Annotated in this window: 15 protein-coding genes; 11 read left to right on the top strand and 4 right to left on the bottom strand. The window is 57.6% G+C overall.

Features of this window, described 5'->3' with window-relative positions; genetic code table 11:
- Positions 1-3 precede the first annotated feature (3 nt).
- Both JBO43_RS07815 and foxA read left to right on the top strand, forming a co-directional pair.
- Positions 4-978 (top strand): helix-turn-helix transcriptional regulator, encoded by a 975-nt coding sequence (locus JBO43_RS07815; RefSeq protein ID WP_202674053.1) that lies wholly within the window; start codon positions 4-6, stop codon positions 976-978.
- 121 nt (positions 979-1,099) lie between these two features.
- On the top strand, positions 1,100-3,208 hold the full coding sequence (foxA, locus tag JBO43_RS07810) for a ferrioxamine B receptor FoxA (protein WP_202674128.1): 2,109 nt from the start codon (positions 1,100-1,102) through the stop codon (positions 3,206-3,208).
- Between the two features lie 140 nt (positions 3,209-3,348).
- Here the strand turns inward: foxA and JBO43_RS07805 are convergent, their stop codons facing one another.
- Positions 3,349-4,764 carry an aminotransferase-like domain-containing protein gene (locus tag JBO43_RS07805; protein WP_103948253.1) on the bottom strand — a complete coding sequence of 472 codons (1,416 nt, stop codon included), beginning with the start codon at positions 4,762-4,764 and terminating at the stop codon, positions 3,349-3,351.
- A 176-nt stretch (positions 4,765-4,940) separates the two neighbouring features.
- Here JBO43_RS07805 and JBO43_RS07800 point away from each other — a divergent pair, with 176 nt between their 5' ends.
- Positions 4,941-5,111 (top strand): DUF1127 domain-containing protein, encoded by a 171-nt coding sequence (locus JBO43_RS07800; RefSeq protein WP_202674052.1) that lies wholly within the window; start codon positions 4,941-4,943, stop codon positions 5,109-5,111.
- A gap of 47 nt (positions 5,112-5,158) precedes the next feature.
- On the opposite strand, the gene JBO43_RS07795 is transcribed toward JBO43_RS07800, so the two are convergent.
- Positions 5,159-5,413, bottom strand: a complete 255-nt coding sequence (locus tag JBO43_RS07795) for a DUF4282 domain-containing protein (protein ID WP_095280623.1) — start codon at positions 5,411-5,413, stop codon at positions 5,159-5,161.
- Between the two features lie 107 nt (positions 5,414-5,520).
- Entirely contained in the window at positions 5,521-6,912 is a 1,392-nt protein-coding gene (pdxR, locus tag JBO43_RS07790; protein ID WP_202674051.1) for a MocR-like pyridoxine biosynthesis transcription factor PdxR, read from the bottom strand.
- Positions 6,913-7,014: 102 nt separating this feature from the next.
- Between pdxR and JBO43_RS07785 the strand changes: the two genes are divergently transcribed.
- Positions 7,015-7,494: a carboxymuconolactone decarboxylase family protein gene (locus tag JBO43_RS07785; protein WP_095280625.1), complete on the top strand. Its 480-nt coding sequence runs from the start codon at positions 7,015-7,017 to the stop codon at positions 7,492-7,494.
- On the opposite strand, the gene JBO43_RS07780 is transcribed toward JBO43_RS07785, so the two are convergent.
- On the bottom strand, positions 7,481-8,383 hold the full coding sequence (locus JBO43_RS07780) for a LysR family transcriptional regulator (RefSeq protein ID WP_202674050.1): 903 nt from the start codon (positions 8,381-8,383) through the stop codon (positions 7,481-7,483). The genes JBO43_RS07785 and JBO43_RS07780 overlap by 14 nt on opposite strands.
- Before the next feature lie 99 nt (positions 8,384-8,482).
- Here JBO43_RS07780 and JBO43_RS07775 point away from each other — a divergent pair, with 99 nt between their 5' ends.
- The 7 genes from JBO43_RS07775 to JBO43_RS07745 all read left to right on the top strand — a co-directional run bounded on the left by JBO43_RS07775 (position 8,483) and on the right by JBO43_RS07745 (position 15,635).
- A complete protein-coding gene (locus JBO43_RS07775; protein WP_202674049.1) occupies positions 8,483-9,892 on the top strand; it encodes an aldehyde dehydrogenase family protein in 1,410 nt (469 codons plus the stop codon).
- Positions 9,893-10,053: 161 nt separating this feature from the next.
- Entirely contained in the window at positions 10,054-10,380 is a 327-nt protein-coding gene (locus JBO43_RS07770) for an antibiotic biosynthesis monooxygenase family protein (RefSeq protein ID WP_202674048.1), read from the top strand.
- 35 nt (positions 10,381-10,415) lie between these two features.
- A complete protein-coding gene (locus tag JBO43_RS07765) occupies positions 10,416-11,111 on the top strand; it encodes an ArsR/SmtB family transcription factor (RefSeq protein ID WP_331251888.1) in 696 nt (231 codons plus the stop codon).
- A gap of 189 nt (positions 11,112-11,300) precedes the next feature.
- A complete protein-coding gene (locus tag JBO43_RS07760) occupies positions 11,301-11,771 on the top strand; it encodes a MarR family winged helix-turn-helix transcriptional regulator (protein WP_095280629.1) in 471 nt (156 codons plus the stop codon).
- Positions 11,768-12,835, top strand: coding sequence for an HlyD family secretion protein (locus tag JBO43_RS07755; RefSeq protein WP_202674127.1), 1,068 nt, complete (start codon positions 11,768-11,770; stop codon positions 12,833-12,835). Before JBO43_RS07760 ends, JBO43_RS07755 begins: the two co-directional genes overlap by 4 nt.
- Positions 12,825-13,892: a DUF2955 domain-containing protein gene (locus JBO43_RS07750; protein WP_095280631.1), complete on the top strand. Its 1,068-nt coding sequence runs from the start codon at positions 12,825-12,827 to the stop codon at positions 13,890-13,892. Before JBO43_RS07755 ends, JBO43_RS07750 begins: the two co-directional genes overlap by 11 nt.
- Positions 13,893-13,961: 69 nt before the next feature.
- Positions 13,962-15,635 (top strand): hypothetical protein, encoded by a 1,674-nt coding sequence (locus tag JBO43_RS07745; RefSeq protein ID WP_202674046.1) that lies wholly within the window; start codon positions 13,962-13,964, stop codon positions 15,633-15,635.
- The last annotated feature ends 13 nt before the right edge of the window (positions 15,636-15,648 follow it).

Raw genomic sequence — 15,648 nt, 5'->3', positions numbered from 1 at the left:
ACCATGAACTCTGCCGCACAGCCTTATTCGTCAACCAAACGCCTGTTCTGCGTTGAGGATTTCATCGGCTTTGGCGAGCGCTACGGCATTGATTACCGCTTCCCGCATCTGGCCGATAACGCCAGCCGCAACAGTCCCGTTCTCCACGGCGATGTCGAAGAGATGACGCTCTCCTCCGGCATTTCGCTCACGCATTCCGACGTGCGCGTGCTTCAGCCCTACGAAACCACCTCTCGCCACAGTAGCCCGCTATATATGCTGGTGGTGCTGGAAGGGTGTGTCACGCTGACGCTCAATGGCCAGGAATATCAGGTGCTGCCGGGCATGGCGTTTAGTTCACAGCTGAGCGAACAGCAGGCGATGAGTGCCCGTCACGATGCGAACAGTACCCTGAAAACCCTCTCTTTTGGCGTTTACCCAAACAATGCCGATCGCGAGAGTTTACTGGAAACACTGCTCCAGGAATGGCAGCGCCTGCAAGCGCCCACGTTTATCTGGCAAGTGCCTGGATTTGTATTGATCGGCATTCAGCATGCTCAGCAGAAGGGCCTGAGTGCTGTGTCACGCAAGCTGCTGCTGGAAGGGCTGATGTATCAGTTGCTCGGCCACGGTCTGAATCAGTGCCAGCCCCAGACGACTCGCGGTGCGTTGCCGCAGTGTGGTGAACATGCGCGTCTGGAACATATCCGCCGTATGCTTGAACAGTCGCCGGAACAGGAATATACGCTGGCACAGCTGGCGACACAGGCGGCGATGAGTTCCGGCAGCCTGCGAACTAAATTCCGTCAGGCCTACGGAAAAACGGTGTTCGATTACCTGCGCGACTGCCGCCTTGAACTGGCGCGCTGCTATTTACTGGAAGGACATAGCGTGCAGCAGGCCGCGTGGATGTCCGGCTATCAGCACGCGACCAACTTTTCCACTGCGTTTCGCCGTCGCTACGGCATCTCTCCGAGCGACGTACGCCGACACGGCTAACCTACTTTTCCCCATCGCGCGAATATCTCGCATACGGTTTGTCATTGCGCATACGTAACCTGGCGTCACGGATAGCTGTTTGCATTCTCAAAAAGGTAATAATTCTTATTAACAATTAGAAATACCTTTGGAGAATTTCATGTTCGCTCAATCACGGCTGGCACTGCTGGTGGGATGCGTTACCGGCAGCGTTGCATTCCCTTTGCTGGCGCAGGATACGCCGAAAACCGAAACCGTTGTGGTCACCTCGCAAATGCAAAGTGGCGCGACCAAACTCGAAACGCCGGATATCGAAACCCCGCAGTCGGTGTCGATCGTGACCCGCGAGCAGTTTGAAGAGCAGGGTGCGACCAGCGTGCGTCAGGCCGTGAGTTATACGCCGGGCGTATACAGCAACCAGATCGGTGCATCGAACCGCTTTGATTACATTGTGATGCGTGGTTTCTCCGACGGTAGCCTGGATAACATCTACCTCGACGGCCTGAAGATGATGGGGGATACCAACTCCCACAGTTCGCTGGTGGTCGATCCGTGGTTCCTGGAAAATATTGAAGTCGTTCGTGGTCCGGCATCCGTGCTGTACGGGCGTTCATCTCCGGGCGGGATTGTGGCACTCACTTCGCGCAAACCGTCATTTGATGCGGGCGGTGAAATCAAACTCTTCGCCGGGAATAACGATCAGCGCGGGGCAATGTTCGATGTCACCGGCCCGCTGGACGACAACGACCGTGTAGCGGCGCGTCTGAGCGGGATGACCCGCTACGCCGATTCGCAGTTCGGCCCGCTGAAAGAAGAACGCTACGCGCTGATGCCGAGCCTGACCTGGCGCATCACCGACAACACGCGTCTCGATCTGATGGCCTATCTGCACCGCGATCCGGAAGGCGGTAGCCACTCTGGCCTGCCATACGAGGGAACCGTGGTTCCGCACGATGGCAAGAAAATTTCCAATACCTTCTTTGAAGGCGAGGACGATTACGACAAATATGACCGCCGCGAGAACATGGTCGGCTACAACATCGAGCACATGTTTGATAGCGGCTGGTCGGTGCGCCAGAAACTGCGCTACCTGCACACCAAAGTCGAGCTGAATCAGGTGTATGCCGCAGGCTGGCTGAACGAAACCGATCTGAATCGCGGTTATTCTGGTTCCGACGAGAAGATGAACGCTATCACCCTGGACAACCAGGTCGACGGCAGCTTCGATACTTGGGCGGTGAACCATCGCGTGCTGATTGGCCTGGATTATCAGGATCGCAGCAACAATACCACCGGCTACTATGGCGGCTTCCCGCCGATTAACGCTTTCCATCCGGTGTACGGCGCCAAGCCGGATTACATCACCATGTACAGCAAAGAGAAGCACAAGCTGCGCCAGACCGGCTATTACTTACAGGATCAGATGTCGATCGACCGCTGGCGTCTGACGCTGGGCGGGCGGTACGATCAAGTGAGCGTTTCCAATATCGACAAGCTCAACAACAGCCGTAGCGATCTGGACAAAAATAACTTCAGTAGCCGTGCGGCGTTACTGTATCTGTTCGACAACGGTATCGCGCCGTACATCAGCTACTCCACCGCGTTCACGCCGACCAGTTTTGCCGATGAAAATGGCCAGATTCTCGATCCAATGAAAGGCAAGCAGTGGGAAGCGGGCGTGAAGGTTGAGCCAGAAGGCATGAACAGCCAGTTCAGCGCGTCGGTGTTCCGTATTAACCAGAAAAACATCGCCACCAAAGAGGAGCCGACCGATCCGTACCGTTCCATCGGTGAGATCGAATCTGAAGGCGTCGAGCTGGAAGCGATCGGCCAGTTGACCGACAGCCTGCGCGTGCAGGCGGCGTATACCTATACCGATATTCGCTATAAGAAGAGCAGTCCGGAAGAAGAGGGCAAACGTGCGGTTTACGCCCCGCGTAATATGGCCAGCACCTGGCTGAGTTACGATGTTAAAACCGGTCCGCTGGACGGCCTGACGCTCGGTTCCGGCGTGCGTTACGTGAACGGCGTGACCAGCGATCGTCAGAACACGCGCACGCTGCCGTCTTACACGCTGGTGGATTTGGCGGTGGGATACGACCTTTCGAAACTGGGTGTGAAGGGGCTGAGCGCGCAGCTTAACGTCAATAACCTGACCGATGAAAGCTACGTAGCGGCCTGTAACTCGCTGTCATATTGCTACTTTGGTGCCGAGCGCAGCATTGTGGGCAGCGTTTCCTGGAAGTTCTGATGTAAGTCGGTGCGGCCTGGTGCCCTCACCCCGGCCCTCTCCCACAGGGAGAAGGAGCAAAAACCAAAAACGGCAACCTGTGGTCGCCGTTTTGCATTGACCTTGTAGGCCGGGTAAGGCGCAGCCGCCACCCGGCAAAACTACTCTTCCATCGCGATATAAATCGCCTCACCCATTTTCTTTAACGCCTCGCGATTTTTCTCGGTAGGCGGCAGGGCGACGTTAATCCGCAGGCAGTTGCGATACTTCCCGGAGGCCGAAAACAGCGATCCCGGCGCAGCCTGAATTTTCAGCGCACACAGCTGCTTACTGACGCACACCATGTCCACCTGTTCCGGTAACTCGACCCACAGCAAAAAACTTCCTTTTGGTCGCGTGACACAAATCTCACACGGAAAATATTGCCGCACCCAGCAAGTATAACGTTCCATATTGTGCTGATAAATCTGACGCATACGGCGCACGTGGCGGTGATAATGTCCGTCACGAATAAATGCCGCGACCGCCATCTGCGTGGCCGGGACGTTGAACCCGCCCGCCGCATATTTCATGTGCATCACCCGGTCGTAATAGCGGCCAGGGACAATCCAGCCCACGCGCAGTCCGGGCGCGACGGTTTTAGTAAACGAACTGCACAGCAGCACGCGACCGTCGATATCGAAAGAGTGAATGGTGCGCGGGCGCGGGTATTCTGCCGCCAGCTCGCCATAGATATCATCTTCGACGATCACAATATCGTGCCGCTGCGCCAGAGCCAGAACCTGCCGTTTGCGCGCTTCCGGCATGATAAACCCGAGCGGATTATTGCAGTTGGGCACCAGGATCACGGCTTTGATCGGCCACTGTTCCAGCGCCAGTTCCAGAGCCTCAATGCTGATCCCGGTTTCAGGATCGGTTGGGATCTCGATCGCTTTGATATCAAACCCGCGCAACATCTGCATGGTGCCGTGAAACGACGGCGACTCCACCGCCACAATATCCCCCGGTTTGCACACCGACAGCAAAGCCAGAGACAGTGCGCCGTGACAGCCGTTGGTGATCACAATCTCTTCTGCCGCGACGGTCGAACCGCCGTCGAGCATCAGGCGCGCGATTTGCTCGCGCAGCTCTTTGCGACCTTCCAGCACATCGTAGCTCAGCATCTCCGCCGGATTGTGCTGTGCAATGCGGCTCATTTCGCGCCACAGGGGTTTCAGGCTCGGCTGGGTCAGACACGGCGAACCGCCGCCAAAGGAGATCATCTCGCGATCGCCGCGTGCATCAAGCAGCATCATCACGTCATCCCACTGAGTCACGTCAACCGGGCGCTGTACCGGGCGCGTCATCGCCGGGACGGGCGGCAGGGCTTTCTTCTGGGAAACAAAATAGCCGGAGCGCGGCTGGGGGGTGATCAGCTGTAGATTTTCGAGGATCTGATAGGCCTGCTGAATGGTACTGATGCTGACGCCATGCTCCTGGCTCAGTGTGCGCACCGACGGCAAGCGCTCGCCGCTACGATACAGCCCTTGTTCAATGCGCTGCGCCAGCAGATTGGCCAGATGTTGGTAACGGGTCATGCTGTATCCTCGATTATCCCCATACAGATTCGGAAACCAGTACAGATAGCGGCGAAAATCGCCATGCAGATTCATTTTTAGCGGATCTGTATGTTAAAGAAAAGTTGTTTTTGAATCTGTATTGTAAAGTGCCTTTCCGACGATGATAGAGCCTCAAACAGAGTGAGGAGAAGATCATGGAATTCAACGAAAACCGCCCGTTCCGCCCTTTTATCGGCTTCGTTTTAGTCTGGCAGGCGTTTGTGAAATGGCGTCGTCGCGAGCAGACTCGGCGGCTTTTGCAGGGCATGAGCGATGAACAGCTGCGGGATGTCGGGTTAACGCGCAATGATGCAGGCAATATCTGAAGGGCAGGGCATTTATCTGCAAGGGGGCGCAGATAAATGCCTGAGGTTTACTCTGCGGTTGTTTTGCTGGTGTTTTCCGCAATGCGGCGCAGATATTCGTTATTTTTAAACGCCACCATGATCAGCTCGAACATCACGCGACAGCCGATCAGGCTGAAGATCATGCCGATAAAGCCGGTAAAAAGATGCTCGGTGAACATGGAGTACACGCCACCGATCAGAATAAGTAGCATGGCGATCCAGTAGAAAAAGACCAGCACGCGCGGCGTTAACAGATAATCAAATCCTAAAATTGACTTCATTTTCTTGTCCTTAGAAAAATGTCGGAACCCGACGAAATAAGCTCGCGGAGTATAACCAGAGTTATTCTGTCCCGTACACCTACGAAATTTATCGGGTCCGAATCGGGTTATTCCAGCAGGCGTAGCGTCTCGGCCAGCGGGCGTCGCAGCAGTTCCAGCGCCTCTTCGAAGCTGCGCACGTTGTTGTAGCCCATCACCAGCCCGTAGCGTTTGCCGGACCCGCGATACCACTCAGAAAGCGCATTGACCTGCAATTGCTGCGCCTGCCAGCAGCGGGCGATTTCGCGGTCGCAACTGCCTTTGGTCAGAAACGCGACAATGTGCATCCCGCCGTCGTTTTGCTCGGTGAAAAAGCGCTCGCCGTAGACTTCCTGAAGCGCGGCAATCATCCAGTCTCGGCGCTGCTGATACAGCGTGCGCATCTTCTTGAGATGGCGGAAAAAATGGCCTTCATTAAGAAAGGCGGTGAGGATTTTTTGCGTCAGCACCGGCTGGCCGCTGGCGACAATATCCGCGCAGTCGGTAAAGGCCTCGACGGTGCTGGCGGGCATCACCAGATAGCCCATGCGCAGGGACGGCATTACGGTTTTGCTGAAGGTGCCCATAAAAATCACCCGATCGTGACGATCGAGGCTTTTCAGCGACGGCAGCACTTTGCGGGTGTAGTGAAATTCGCCGTCATAGTCGTCCTCGATAATCCACGTGTCGTTTTGTGTTGCCCAGTCGAGCAACTGCTGTTTGCGCGGCAGCGACAGCGTCACTGCCAGCGGGCTTTGATGTGACGGGGTGACGATAGTAAAGCGGGCGTCGCGGTGATGGCGCAGAAGATAGTCCGTATCCATACCGGAACGATCCACGGGGACGGTGTGCAGGCGCGGCACGATCCGTTTCAACAGCTGCTGGCCCATAAAATAGCCCGGATCTTCAAAAACCACTTTGTCACTGCGACTCGCCAGCGTATCGAGGATCAAACGCAGGCTGCCGCTGTAGCCGCTGGTGATCAGCACCTGCTCCGCCGTGCAGGACAGCCCGCGCGAAATGTTCAGATAGCGGGCAATCGCCTGGCGCAGGGGAGCCCAACCCATCACCGGCGGGTTCAGCATCTCGTCCTGACGCATCGAGCGCGTCGCCTGGCCTGCTAATAGCAGCCACTTTTTATAGGGAAAACTGTCCAGCGCCGGAATACCCGCACGTAAAAAACCGGCGCGTTCACGTTGGGTGATCAGCGATTCTGGCAGTGTGCCGGTGGCTTGTTCTAAGGGCGCGGATTGTTTTACCGGGAGATTCAAATCAGGATTTACCCGCGTCCCGCGCGCGCCCTGACTGACCAGATAACCTTCACCGATCAGAATCGCATAGGCGGTTTCGACGGTTTTGCGCGCCACCTTCAGCTCTTCGGCCAGCACGCGAATGGCAGGCACTTTGTCGCCGGGCTTCAGCACGCCGCGCGTAATGTTGTCGCGATAGCGGGTGTAAATGTCGTGATAGCCCGATTTCATGTCCTACCTCGTTTCACAGGTTTTGTATCTTTTTACTATGTCATGATCGGCGTAGATTTGCCCCATCGCATTTGATATGCCGCATAAAAAAGAGGAAAGACAATGAGCACTCGCGTTAACCACCACAAAGCCACACCTGCACTGGCCAAAGCCCTGTCCGACCTGAGCATGGCTGTCGGTAAAACTTCCATTGAACCGGCCCTTAAGCACCTGATCGATATCCGCGTTTCCCAGCTGAATGGCTGTACCTTCTGTCTGGATATGCACTCGAAAGAGGCGAAAATTGCCGGGGAGCGCGAGCTGCGCCTGTATCACCTGACGGTCTGGCGCGAATCGCCGCTGTTCAGCGCCCGCGAAAAAGCGGCGCTGGCCTTCACCGAAGCCCTGACCCAAATCAGCGTGGAAGGGATTAGCGACGAGCTGTACCGCAGCGTGTCAGAGCACTTCTCCGACACCGAAATTTCCGAGCTGAACTTCGCCATCGTGGCAATCAACGCCTGGAACCGTCTGGGGATCACCTCACGCATGGAGCCTGGTGCGATGGACGTGGCTTATGGTTTGAATAAAGCTAACCTGGAATAATCCCGCGTTCGCGAACCAGTGCCACCAGCGCCCGCAACCCCGGCGGAACGTGCCGGTGGCCGGGATAATAGAGACGCAGCCCGGCAAAGGGCTGCGTCCAGTCATTAAGTACGCTCACCAGTTCACCCGATGCCAGCTCTTGCTGGATATAAAGTTCCGGTAAAAACCCTATCCCCAGACCCGCTTTGACCGCCCGTATTGAGGCAAACAGATCCGACGTCGCAAAGCGCGGCGGAACCGCCAGCTCGTAACGTTCGCCGCGTCGTTCCAGTTCCCAGCGATAAATCCCCCCGTACGCCATTCGCGTACCAATTCCCTGATGATGCAGCAGATCGTCTGGCGTTTGTGGGATGCCGTGGCGAGCCAAATAATCCGGCGTGGCGGTGACGAGCTGGCGGATATCGGCGGTAAGTGGGATGGCGATCATGTCTTGCGGGACGGACTCTTCCAGACGGATCCCCGCATCAAAACCCTCGGCGACAATGTCGATCAGACGCGCTTCGCTCGCCGTTTCCACGCGCATTTTCGGGTAGCGGATCATGTAGTCGATCAGCAGTTCATCGAGAAACAGTGGGCCGATATTGTTCGGTACATTCAGGCGCAGGGTTCCGGCAGGTTCGTTTGTATCGCTATGGATCTCTTCGCTGGCCTGGCGGATCTCCTGCAAAGCGGGGCCGATCCGCGCCACGTACCGCTGCCCGGCATCCGTCAGCGCGACGCTACGCGTAGTGCGGTTAAACAGACGCGTTTGCAGGCGGCTTTCCAGCCCGGCGATGGCGTTGCTCACCGCAGTCGCGGACATGCTCAGCTCCTGCGCCGCACCGCGAAAACTGCCGCGACGCACTACCGCCATCACCACTTCCAGCTCTGTGAGTCCTGAACGATGCATAGATTATCCTGAAAATCGAAATAACCTTTGCAGGATAGCGTGGATTATCGAAACGTTAAAGGCGTGCCAGACTGAGGTCATTCAGCCTGAGGAGGTGTTATGCGTCATATCGAACAGATTTTTATTAACGGCGAATTTGTCACGCCGCACGGCACAGAGCGTTTTGATCTCTACAATCCAGCCACCGCGCAGGTCTTCGGTCAGGTCCGTCTTGCGGATGAGCACGATGCCGAACGCGCGATTGCGGCGGCAAAAGCAGCGTTTCCGGGATGGGCCAAAACCACCCGTGAGGAGCGGATTGCCGCCCTGAAGCGGATGCATGCGGCGGTCACGGCGCGTCATGATGAATTACTGGAAGCCATAATCGAAGAGTACGGTGCGCCCGCGTCGCGCTCGGCGTGGATGGCGAGCTATCCGGCAGACGTGATTGCCCAGTCCATCGAAGCATTAGACGCTTTTGAATTGACGACCCAGGTCGGAGCCGCCACCGTGCAGATGACGCCGCTCGGCGTGGCGGGTCTGATAACACCGTGGAACAGCGATGCCGGGTTTATCTGCGGCAAACTGGCGGCGGCGCTGGCTGCCGGCTGTACGGCGGTGATCAAACCGAGCGAAATGAGCGCGTGGCAAACACAGATTATCACCGAAGCCCTGAACGAAGCCGGGCTGCCCGCAGGCGTGTTTAACATCGTCACCGGGCGCGGTGAAACGGTCGGGGAGACGATCAGTCGTCATCCGGACGTGGCAAAAATCTCGTTCACCGGTTCAACGAACACGGGCAAAGCGATCCTGCGTAATGCGGCGGAGAGTTTTAAGCGCGTCACGCTGGAGTTAGGCGGAAAATCGCCGACGATCGTTCTGGAAGACGCCGATTTAGCCGAGGCGGTTCCGCTGGTGATTCAGGCCGGGCTAATGAACAGCGGGCAGGCGTGCGTCGCCGGAACGCGTATTCTGGTGCCGCAATCGCGTAAAGCCGAATGCGAAACGGCGCTCGCCGAGGCGATGGCGGCGGTGAAATCGGGCGACCCGCGCGACCCGGCAACGGAAGTGGGGCCGATGGTCAGCGAAAAGCAGTGGCTTCGCGTGCAGGGCTATATCCGCAAAGGCACTCAAGAGGGCGCACGGCTGCTGGCGGGTGGCGAAGGCCGACCGGACGGAACACAGGCTGGCTGGTTTGTTCGCCCGACGCTGTTTACCGACGTGAATAACCAAATGACTATCGCCCGCGACGAGATTTTTGGCCCGGTTCTGTCGATCATCACCTATCGTGATGAGGACGAAGCGATCGCCATTGCCAACGACACGGATTACGGCCTGAGTGCGCTGGTCCTTGGCGGTGAGCGTGCGTCTGTCGTCGCGCAGCAAATCGAATCTGGCCGTGTGCTGGTGAACACCCTCGCCCACGAACCGAAAGCGCCATTCGGCGGATTCAAACACTCCGGCGTAGGCCGCGAAATGGGCGCGTGGGGGATCAGCGCGTTTATGGAGCCCAGGACGATTATTGGCTAACACCCTGCCCGGTGGCGCTGCGCTTACCGGGCCTACAAAACCCGAAAGGTAGGCCGGATAAGCATTGCGCCATCCGGCAATACCGATATTTCGCTCCTCACCGAAGCATCCCTCCTGATTCCCCTGCATGCTCTTCGCAATATCACAGCGGAGAGACACTTATGATCGCAGTCCTTTTTGAAGCACAGTCCGCACCGGCGCATCAGGCGCGCTATCTGGAACTGGCGGCGGAGCTAAAACCGCTGCTGGCGGATATCGACGGATTTATCGATATCGAGCGTTTTCAGAGCCTGACCACCGAAGGCAAAATTCTGTCACTTTCGTGGTGGCGGGATGAAGAGGCTATCCGCGCCTGGAAGCAGAACGTTTTCCACAAGGCGGCGCAAGCCGAGGGGCGGGAGTCGATTTTCGCGTATTATCGCATTCGCGTAGTCCAGCTGGTCAGAGAATATGGTTCGGGTGATAAGCCGGAGCAGGGCTCATGCTAAGCTGGTGGCAACGGTCAATCATACGTGGGCAGCCTGTGCAGAAGAAAAGTTTACCGACTGAGAATAGCGACGCGCTGGAGTGTGCCGTTGCGGCGATTGCGGCGGCGATGGCCGATCTGTCACGGGTTAAAATGCTCTCTGCTCTGATGGATGGTCGCGCCTGGACCGCAACAGAACTGAGCGCGGCGGCGGATGTGGCACCGTCCACGGCCAGCGGGCATCTGGCGCGGCTGGTGGAGGGTAAACTGATCGTCTGTCTGTCTCAGGGGCGTCATCGTTATTACCGGCTTGCCGGGCATGATGTCGCCGAGCTGGTGGAGCAGATCATGGGGCTTTCGTGGAGCCGCATCATGCCGCCGGAAACCACGGCACCGAAATCCATGCGCGAGGCGCGCACCTGCTACGACCATCTGGCGGGCACGATCGCGGTGCAGATTTACGATTTTATGCAGACGGAAAACTGGCTGGAGCCGGACGGTTCGGCGCTGACCGTTCACGGGCGCGCGCAGTTCCTGAAACTCGGTATTCCAGTGAATACTCACTCCCGGCGCAAAGCATGCTGCGCCTGTCTGGACTGGAGCGAGCGACGATTTCACCTGGGCGGTGAAGCGGGCGCTGCGCTGCTGATTTTTCTGGAAACCAAAGGGTGGATTCAGCGGGTGGCGGGGTATCGGGAGGTGGTAGTGACGTCTGCCGGGAAAAGCGCTATTCGTCAGCATTTCAGCCGCTAAACGCCCGGTGGCGCTGCGCTTACCGGGCCTACAGGGCGGTTTTTCTCCCTCTCCCTGCGGGAGAGGGTTGGGGTGAGGGCAACAGCGCGCACCGAAAACAAATTCGCAATTCCTGCTCTTTCTCCTCTCGTTTCTTGATACTTACCCTGATAACTATTATCTTGCTTGCGTGTGATGAGAGGATTTCCCGTGAGCGAAGAAGATCTGTTTTGCCGCAGGCCGATGGGGATGCGGATGGCAATGATCGTGCGTCAATGGCGCGCGGTGATTGATGATGCCATTCTCGACACCGGCCTGACCCAGTCGAGCTGGACGGTGATGATGCAGCTCAAATCGCTGGGCGATAACGTCTCGGTTAGCGAACTGGCGGAAGTGCAGGGAATCGAACTGCCGCCGCTGATGCGCACTCTGGCTCAGCTGGAAAAGCAGGGCTATCTGCTGCGCGCGGTATCGCCGTATGACAAGCGCATTCGCCTGCTCACGCTCACGCCTGAAGGCAACGCTGTCCTGGAAACACTCACCCGCGTGATTGAGAATTTTCAGGAACGCGTGTCGCACAATATCGCGCCGGAACATCTGGAGATTTTCAGCGCAACATTAAATCAAATCGCCTGCAATTTGCGGTCAATCCGCGAAGAAGACAACAAGACCCAAAAATAATGACTCCTGAACAAAAGTTTGCCCGCTGGGTAAGGGTGAGTATTGCCTCTTTCCTGCTGATGTTTGTCTATTTTATCGTCGCGGATATCTGGATCCCGCTGACGCCGGACTCCACAGTGATGCGCGTGGTGACGCCGGTCTCGGCGCGTGTCTCCGGTAATGTCTCGGCGGTGTACGTCCACAACAACAGCCAGGTAAAGAAGGGCGATGTGCTGTTTGAACTCGATGCGACGCCGTTTCGCAATAAAGTCGACGCCGCCCAGATTGCGCTGGAACAGGCCCGGCTCTCTAATCAGCAGCTGGACGCACAGATCGTTGCCGCACAGGCCAATTTGAAAACCGCGCAGCTGACGGCCCGTAACGATAAAGTCACCTTTGACCGTTATCAGCGCCTGAGCACCCTGCAAAACGTCTCGCAGGCGGATCTGGATAAAGTGCGCACCACCTGGCAGAGCAGCGAGCAGTCGGTGGCGAACCTGAACGCCAGCATCCATAACCTGCGCATTCAGCGCGGCGAGCGGGATGAACAGCATAACGTGACGCTGCAAAAATACCGCAACGCGCTGGAAGAGGCGGAGCTGAACCTGAGCTGGACGAAGGTCTACGCCCTCGCCGACGGCACCGTGAGCAACGTCCAGCTCAGCCCCGGTTTTTACGCCTCGTCCGGCTCTGCCGCGCTGGCGCTGGTGAATAACCAGACCGATATCGTCGCCGATTTCCGGGAGAAAAGCCTGCGTCATACCCATCAGGGCACCGACGCCGCGGTGGTGTTTGACGCCTTCCCGGGCCGCGTCTTCCGCGCCCATGTGACCAGCAGCGATGCGGGTATTTTGGCGGGGCAGGAAGCGGTTAACGGCGAGCTCTCTGCGCCTGAAACGTCAAACCGCTGGGTGCGCGACGCACAGCGCATGCGCATTCACATCGCGCTGGACGAAGATCTGCCGAAACATTTACCGACCGGTGCCCGCGCCACGGTGCAGCTGTATAACAGCGAAGGGCCGTTCGCGCGCTTCTTCTCCGGGCTGCAAATCCATCTCGTGAGCCTGCTGCATTATGTCTATTAATACGCTCGCGCGGGTGTTTACCCCGCACGGCAACATCGTCTACACGGCCAACGATTTTCGCCAGACCCTGCGCATCGTCTTTGCCGGGATGATTGCTCTGAGTATTTCAACGTTTTACAACACCAGCTACGGCGTGTTTTACGTGGTCTATCCGATCATGCTCCTGTCGCTGGTGCCGGTCTTTAACCGCCATGTGGCGAAACAGTTTGTGTTCAGTGCGTCGCTCAACTGCATCGAAATGGTGATTATCATCGGCTATCTCTCGCAATGGCCGCTGATCATGACGCTGGTGGTATTCGCCCTCTACGTGATGCGTTTTCGTTTTATGAGCCAGGGGCCGCTGTTCCTGTTTGGTTCGATGGGCGTGGTGTGCCAGAGCGTGATGCTCAACTTTATGAGCTACCCGACGACCAACTGGCACACGCTGCTGTTCTCGAACGTCGAGGCCAGCATCATGGCGGTCTGTTTAAGCGCGCTGATGAACTACCTGCTGCCGGACGTCGAACCGCGCAAGCCGCCGCCGCTGATCGAGAAAAACGCCGCCCGCGTGCGCCACGAATCCCTGCTCTCCGGCACCGTGGCAACGCTGATTTTTGTCGTCTTCCAGATAAGCGATCTCAGCGATTCGCTGTCGGCGCTGATGGCGGGCGTGCTGATCCTCTTCCCGATGCACTATCGCGGCGCGGTGATGAGTTCCCTGTGGCGCGTGGTCGGAGTGGTCCTCGGCTGCCTGTATATTCTGGTGATGCAGCTGGTACTCTACGATCACAGCAGCCACATGATTCTGATGATGCCGCTCATTGGTCTTGGGCTGGCGTTCGGTGCGCGTCTGCACGTGATGGAAAAGGTCGGTGCGGGCGTGGGTTTTGCCAGCATCACCACTATCGGCATCATGTTTGGCCAGAACATGCACCCCGACGGCGACCTGGTGTTCAGTGACCTGTATCGCATCGTTTCCGTGACGGTGGCGCTTGTTGCTACGCTGACGCTGGTGTTCCTGGTGCATCTGTTCCTGAACCTTTTTGAACCTACCCGCTACGTCATTCGCGAACCGTGACACACCCTTTTTCTGCGTTCTGTGCTATCACTGTCGGCCAGTCAATGGAGCGATAAAAGGAGCAGAGAGATGTGGGAGACGAGGGCGCTGGAGCTGAATAATCAGGCGTACTGGAACTGGGAGAAAGCCTGCGAGCTGGTGGATTACGCCGTCGCGCATGATTTTAATACTCTGATTGTCGGGCAGGTGGATCTGTTCGACATGCTGGTTTCGCCAAAGGGTTATACGCCGCATCAGTACAACGATCGTCTCTCCAGCCAGCAGCGCGCCCGCTGCGTCTATCTCAATCGCCTCGGTAAACTGTGCCAGCAAAAAGGGCTGCGTTTTTATCTCCAGGCCAAAGAATTCAACTTCCCGACGGACCTGCTGCTGGCGCATCCGCATCTGTTTGAACCGGGCCACGGCGTGCGCTTTGATGTCGATTTCTGGTGCGCGTATCTGAGCGAGAAAGTGTCGTTAATCTGCCAGCGCATTCCGGCGCTGAGCGGTCTGCTTATCGCGATTTCCAATACCGACGGCCTGCTGCCCATCTCGCGCCCGAACTGGGAGCTGCAGGCGGACGACAACGCCCGGATCCCTGAGCGCGACGAGCGCAGTTTTGCCCTCTACAGCCGCTGCTTTAACACCCTTTCCCGCGCGATGCAAAAAGAGAACAAACATCTGGTGCTGCGCGTGTTTCCGGCGGGCAATCACGATCTTGGTAACGTGCTGGAGGCGATCCGTCCGCTGCCCGAAAGCGTTAGCGTCTCCATCAAGCTAACGCCCGAGCGCTTCTGGCCATCGTTCCCTAACAACCCGGCGCTGCTGGCGGTGCGCGAGCGCGAAGTGTGGGCGGATATCGATCTGGTGGGCGAAGAGGTGGGCTGGGGCATTTTCCCGTTCCCGCGTATCGACGAGCTGCAGGGCCGCCTGCTGTGGTGCCGCAGCAATCCGGCGATCCGCGGCGCGGTGTGCAAAACCAGCTGGGAAGGGGTCGATAACCACTGGATTATGGGCACCCTGAGCGAGTGCAACCTGGTGGCGTGCAGCCGGATGCTGGCGAGCGATGGTGTGCATTATTCGCGCGACCAGTTGCTAACGCACTGGCTTGATGAAAGCTACGGCTGGCGGCCTGAACCGCCGGTGTTCGATGAATTTACCGCCCTGCTGGAGCAGGCCGGGCAGGTACTTTACAGCGCGATTTACGTCCGCGACCACGTGTTTCATCGCCACAGCCAGGTTCCGGAAGGCTACGGCCAGGCGGTGTGGAGCCTCTACGGACAGCTCAACCGCAACCACTGGCTGCCGGGTTCGGAGCGTGATATCTCCTTTAACGCCAGCGACGTGGAAACCTCCGCCGCCTGCCTGTCGCGCATCGCCAAAGAGAAAGACGACGCCCGCGACGCCTCTGTGAACTTGCGTGAACAGGCGCTGCGTTTTGCAGAAACCGCAGCGTTCCCGTATGCGCTGAAAAAACGCTGGCTGGAGGAGTGGCAAGGTTTTGCTCTTTACTGCCATCTGTTCCTGCATGCGCAAAAGGCCTTTTTCACCCTGCGCTTTGCCCGAGAGGTGGAAAACAGCTGGAGCATGCGCGAGATCTGCCAGATTAACATTCAGGAGCTGTATCGCAGCGCGTCCGAGATGGAAGACTATTGCACAAAACACGCCGATGCCTCGCCGGGATTGCACGTCCTGTTTGATGCCTCGCGCGTGCGGGCGCTGGCGGACAGTCTGGGGGATGAGCTGAAAGCGCTGAAAGGGTGACGCAGGTCACGCC

The sequence above is a fragment of the Lelliottia jeotgali genome, from assembly GCF_016771845.1.
Lineage (GTDB): Bacteria > Pseudomonadota > Gammaproteobacteria > Enterobacterales > Enterobacteriaceae > Enterobacter > Enterobacter jeotgali.
The sequence above is the reverse complement of the archived record's forward strand: the minus strand, read 5'-3'. Positions and strand labels throughout refer to the sequence as shown.

Excerpts from the sequence above, each read along its gene's own strand:
- JBO43_RS07775 (WP_202674049.1), top strand. The coding sequence starts at position 8,483 with ATGCGTCATATCGAACAGATTTTTATTAACGGCGAATTTGTCACGCCG.
- JBO43_RS07750 (WP_095280631.1), top strand. The coding sequence starts at position 12,825 with ATGTCTATTAATACGCTCGCGCGGGTGTTTACCCCGCACGGCAACATC.
- JBO43_RS07795 (WP_095280623.1), bottom strand. The coding sequence starts at position 5,413 with ATGAAGTCAATTTTAGGATTTGATTATCTGTTAACGCCGCGCGTGCTG.
- JBO43_RS07780 (WP_202674050.1), bottom strand. The coding sequence starts at position 8,383 with ATGCATCGTTCAGGACTCACAGAGCTGGAAGTGGTGATGGCGGTAGTG.
- JBO43_RS07800 (WP_202674052.1), top strand. The coding sequence starts at position 4,941 with ATGGAATTCAACGAAAACCGCCCGTTCCGCCCTTTTATCGGCTTCGTT.
- JBO43_RS07815 (WP_202674053.1), top strand. The coding sequence starts at position 4 with ATGAACTCTGCCGCACAGCCTTATTCGTCAACCAAACGCCTGTTCTGC.
- JBO43_RS07785 (WP_095280625.1), top strand. The coding sequence starts at position 7,015 with ATGAGCACTCGCGTTAACCACCACAAAGCCACACCTGCACTGGCCAAA.
- JBO43_RS07770 (WP_202674048.1), top strand. The coding sequence starts at position 10,054 with ATGATCGCAGTCCTTTTTGAAGCACAGTCCGCACCGGCGCATCAGGCG.
- JBO43_RS07745 (WP_202674046.1), top strand. The coding sequence starts at position 13,962 with ATGTGGGAGACGAGGGCGCTGGAGCTGAATAATCAGGCGTACTGGAAC.
- JBO43_RS07805 (WP_103948253.1), bottom strand. The coding sequence starts at position 4,764 with ATGACCCGTTACCAACATCTGGCCAATCTGCTGGCGCAGCGCATTGAA.
- pdxR (WP_202674051.1), bottom strand. The coding sequence starts at position 6,912 with ATGAAATCGGGCTATCACGACATTTACACCCGCTATCGCGACAACATT.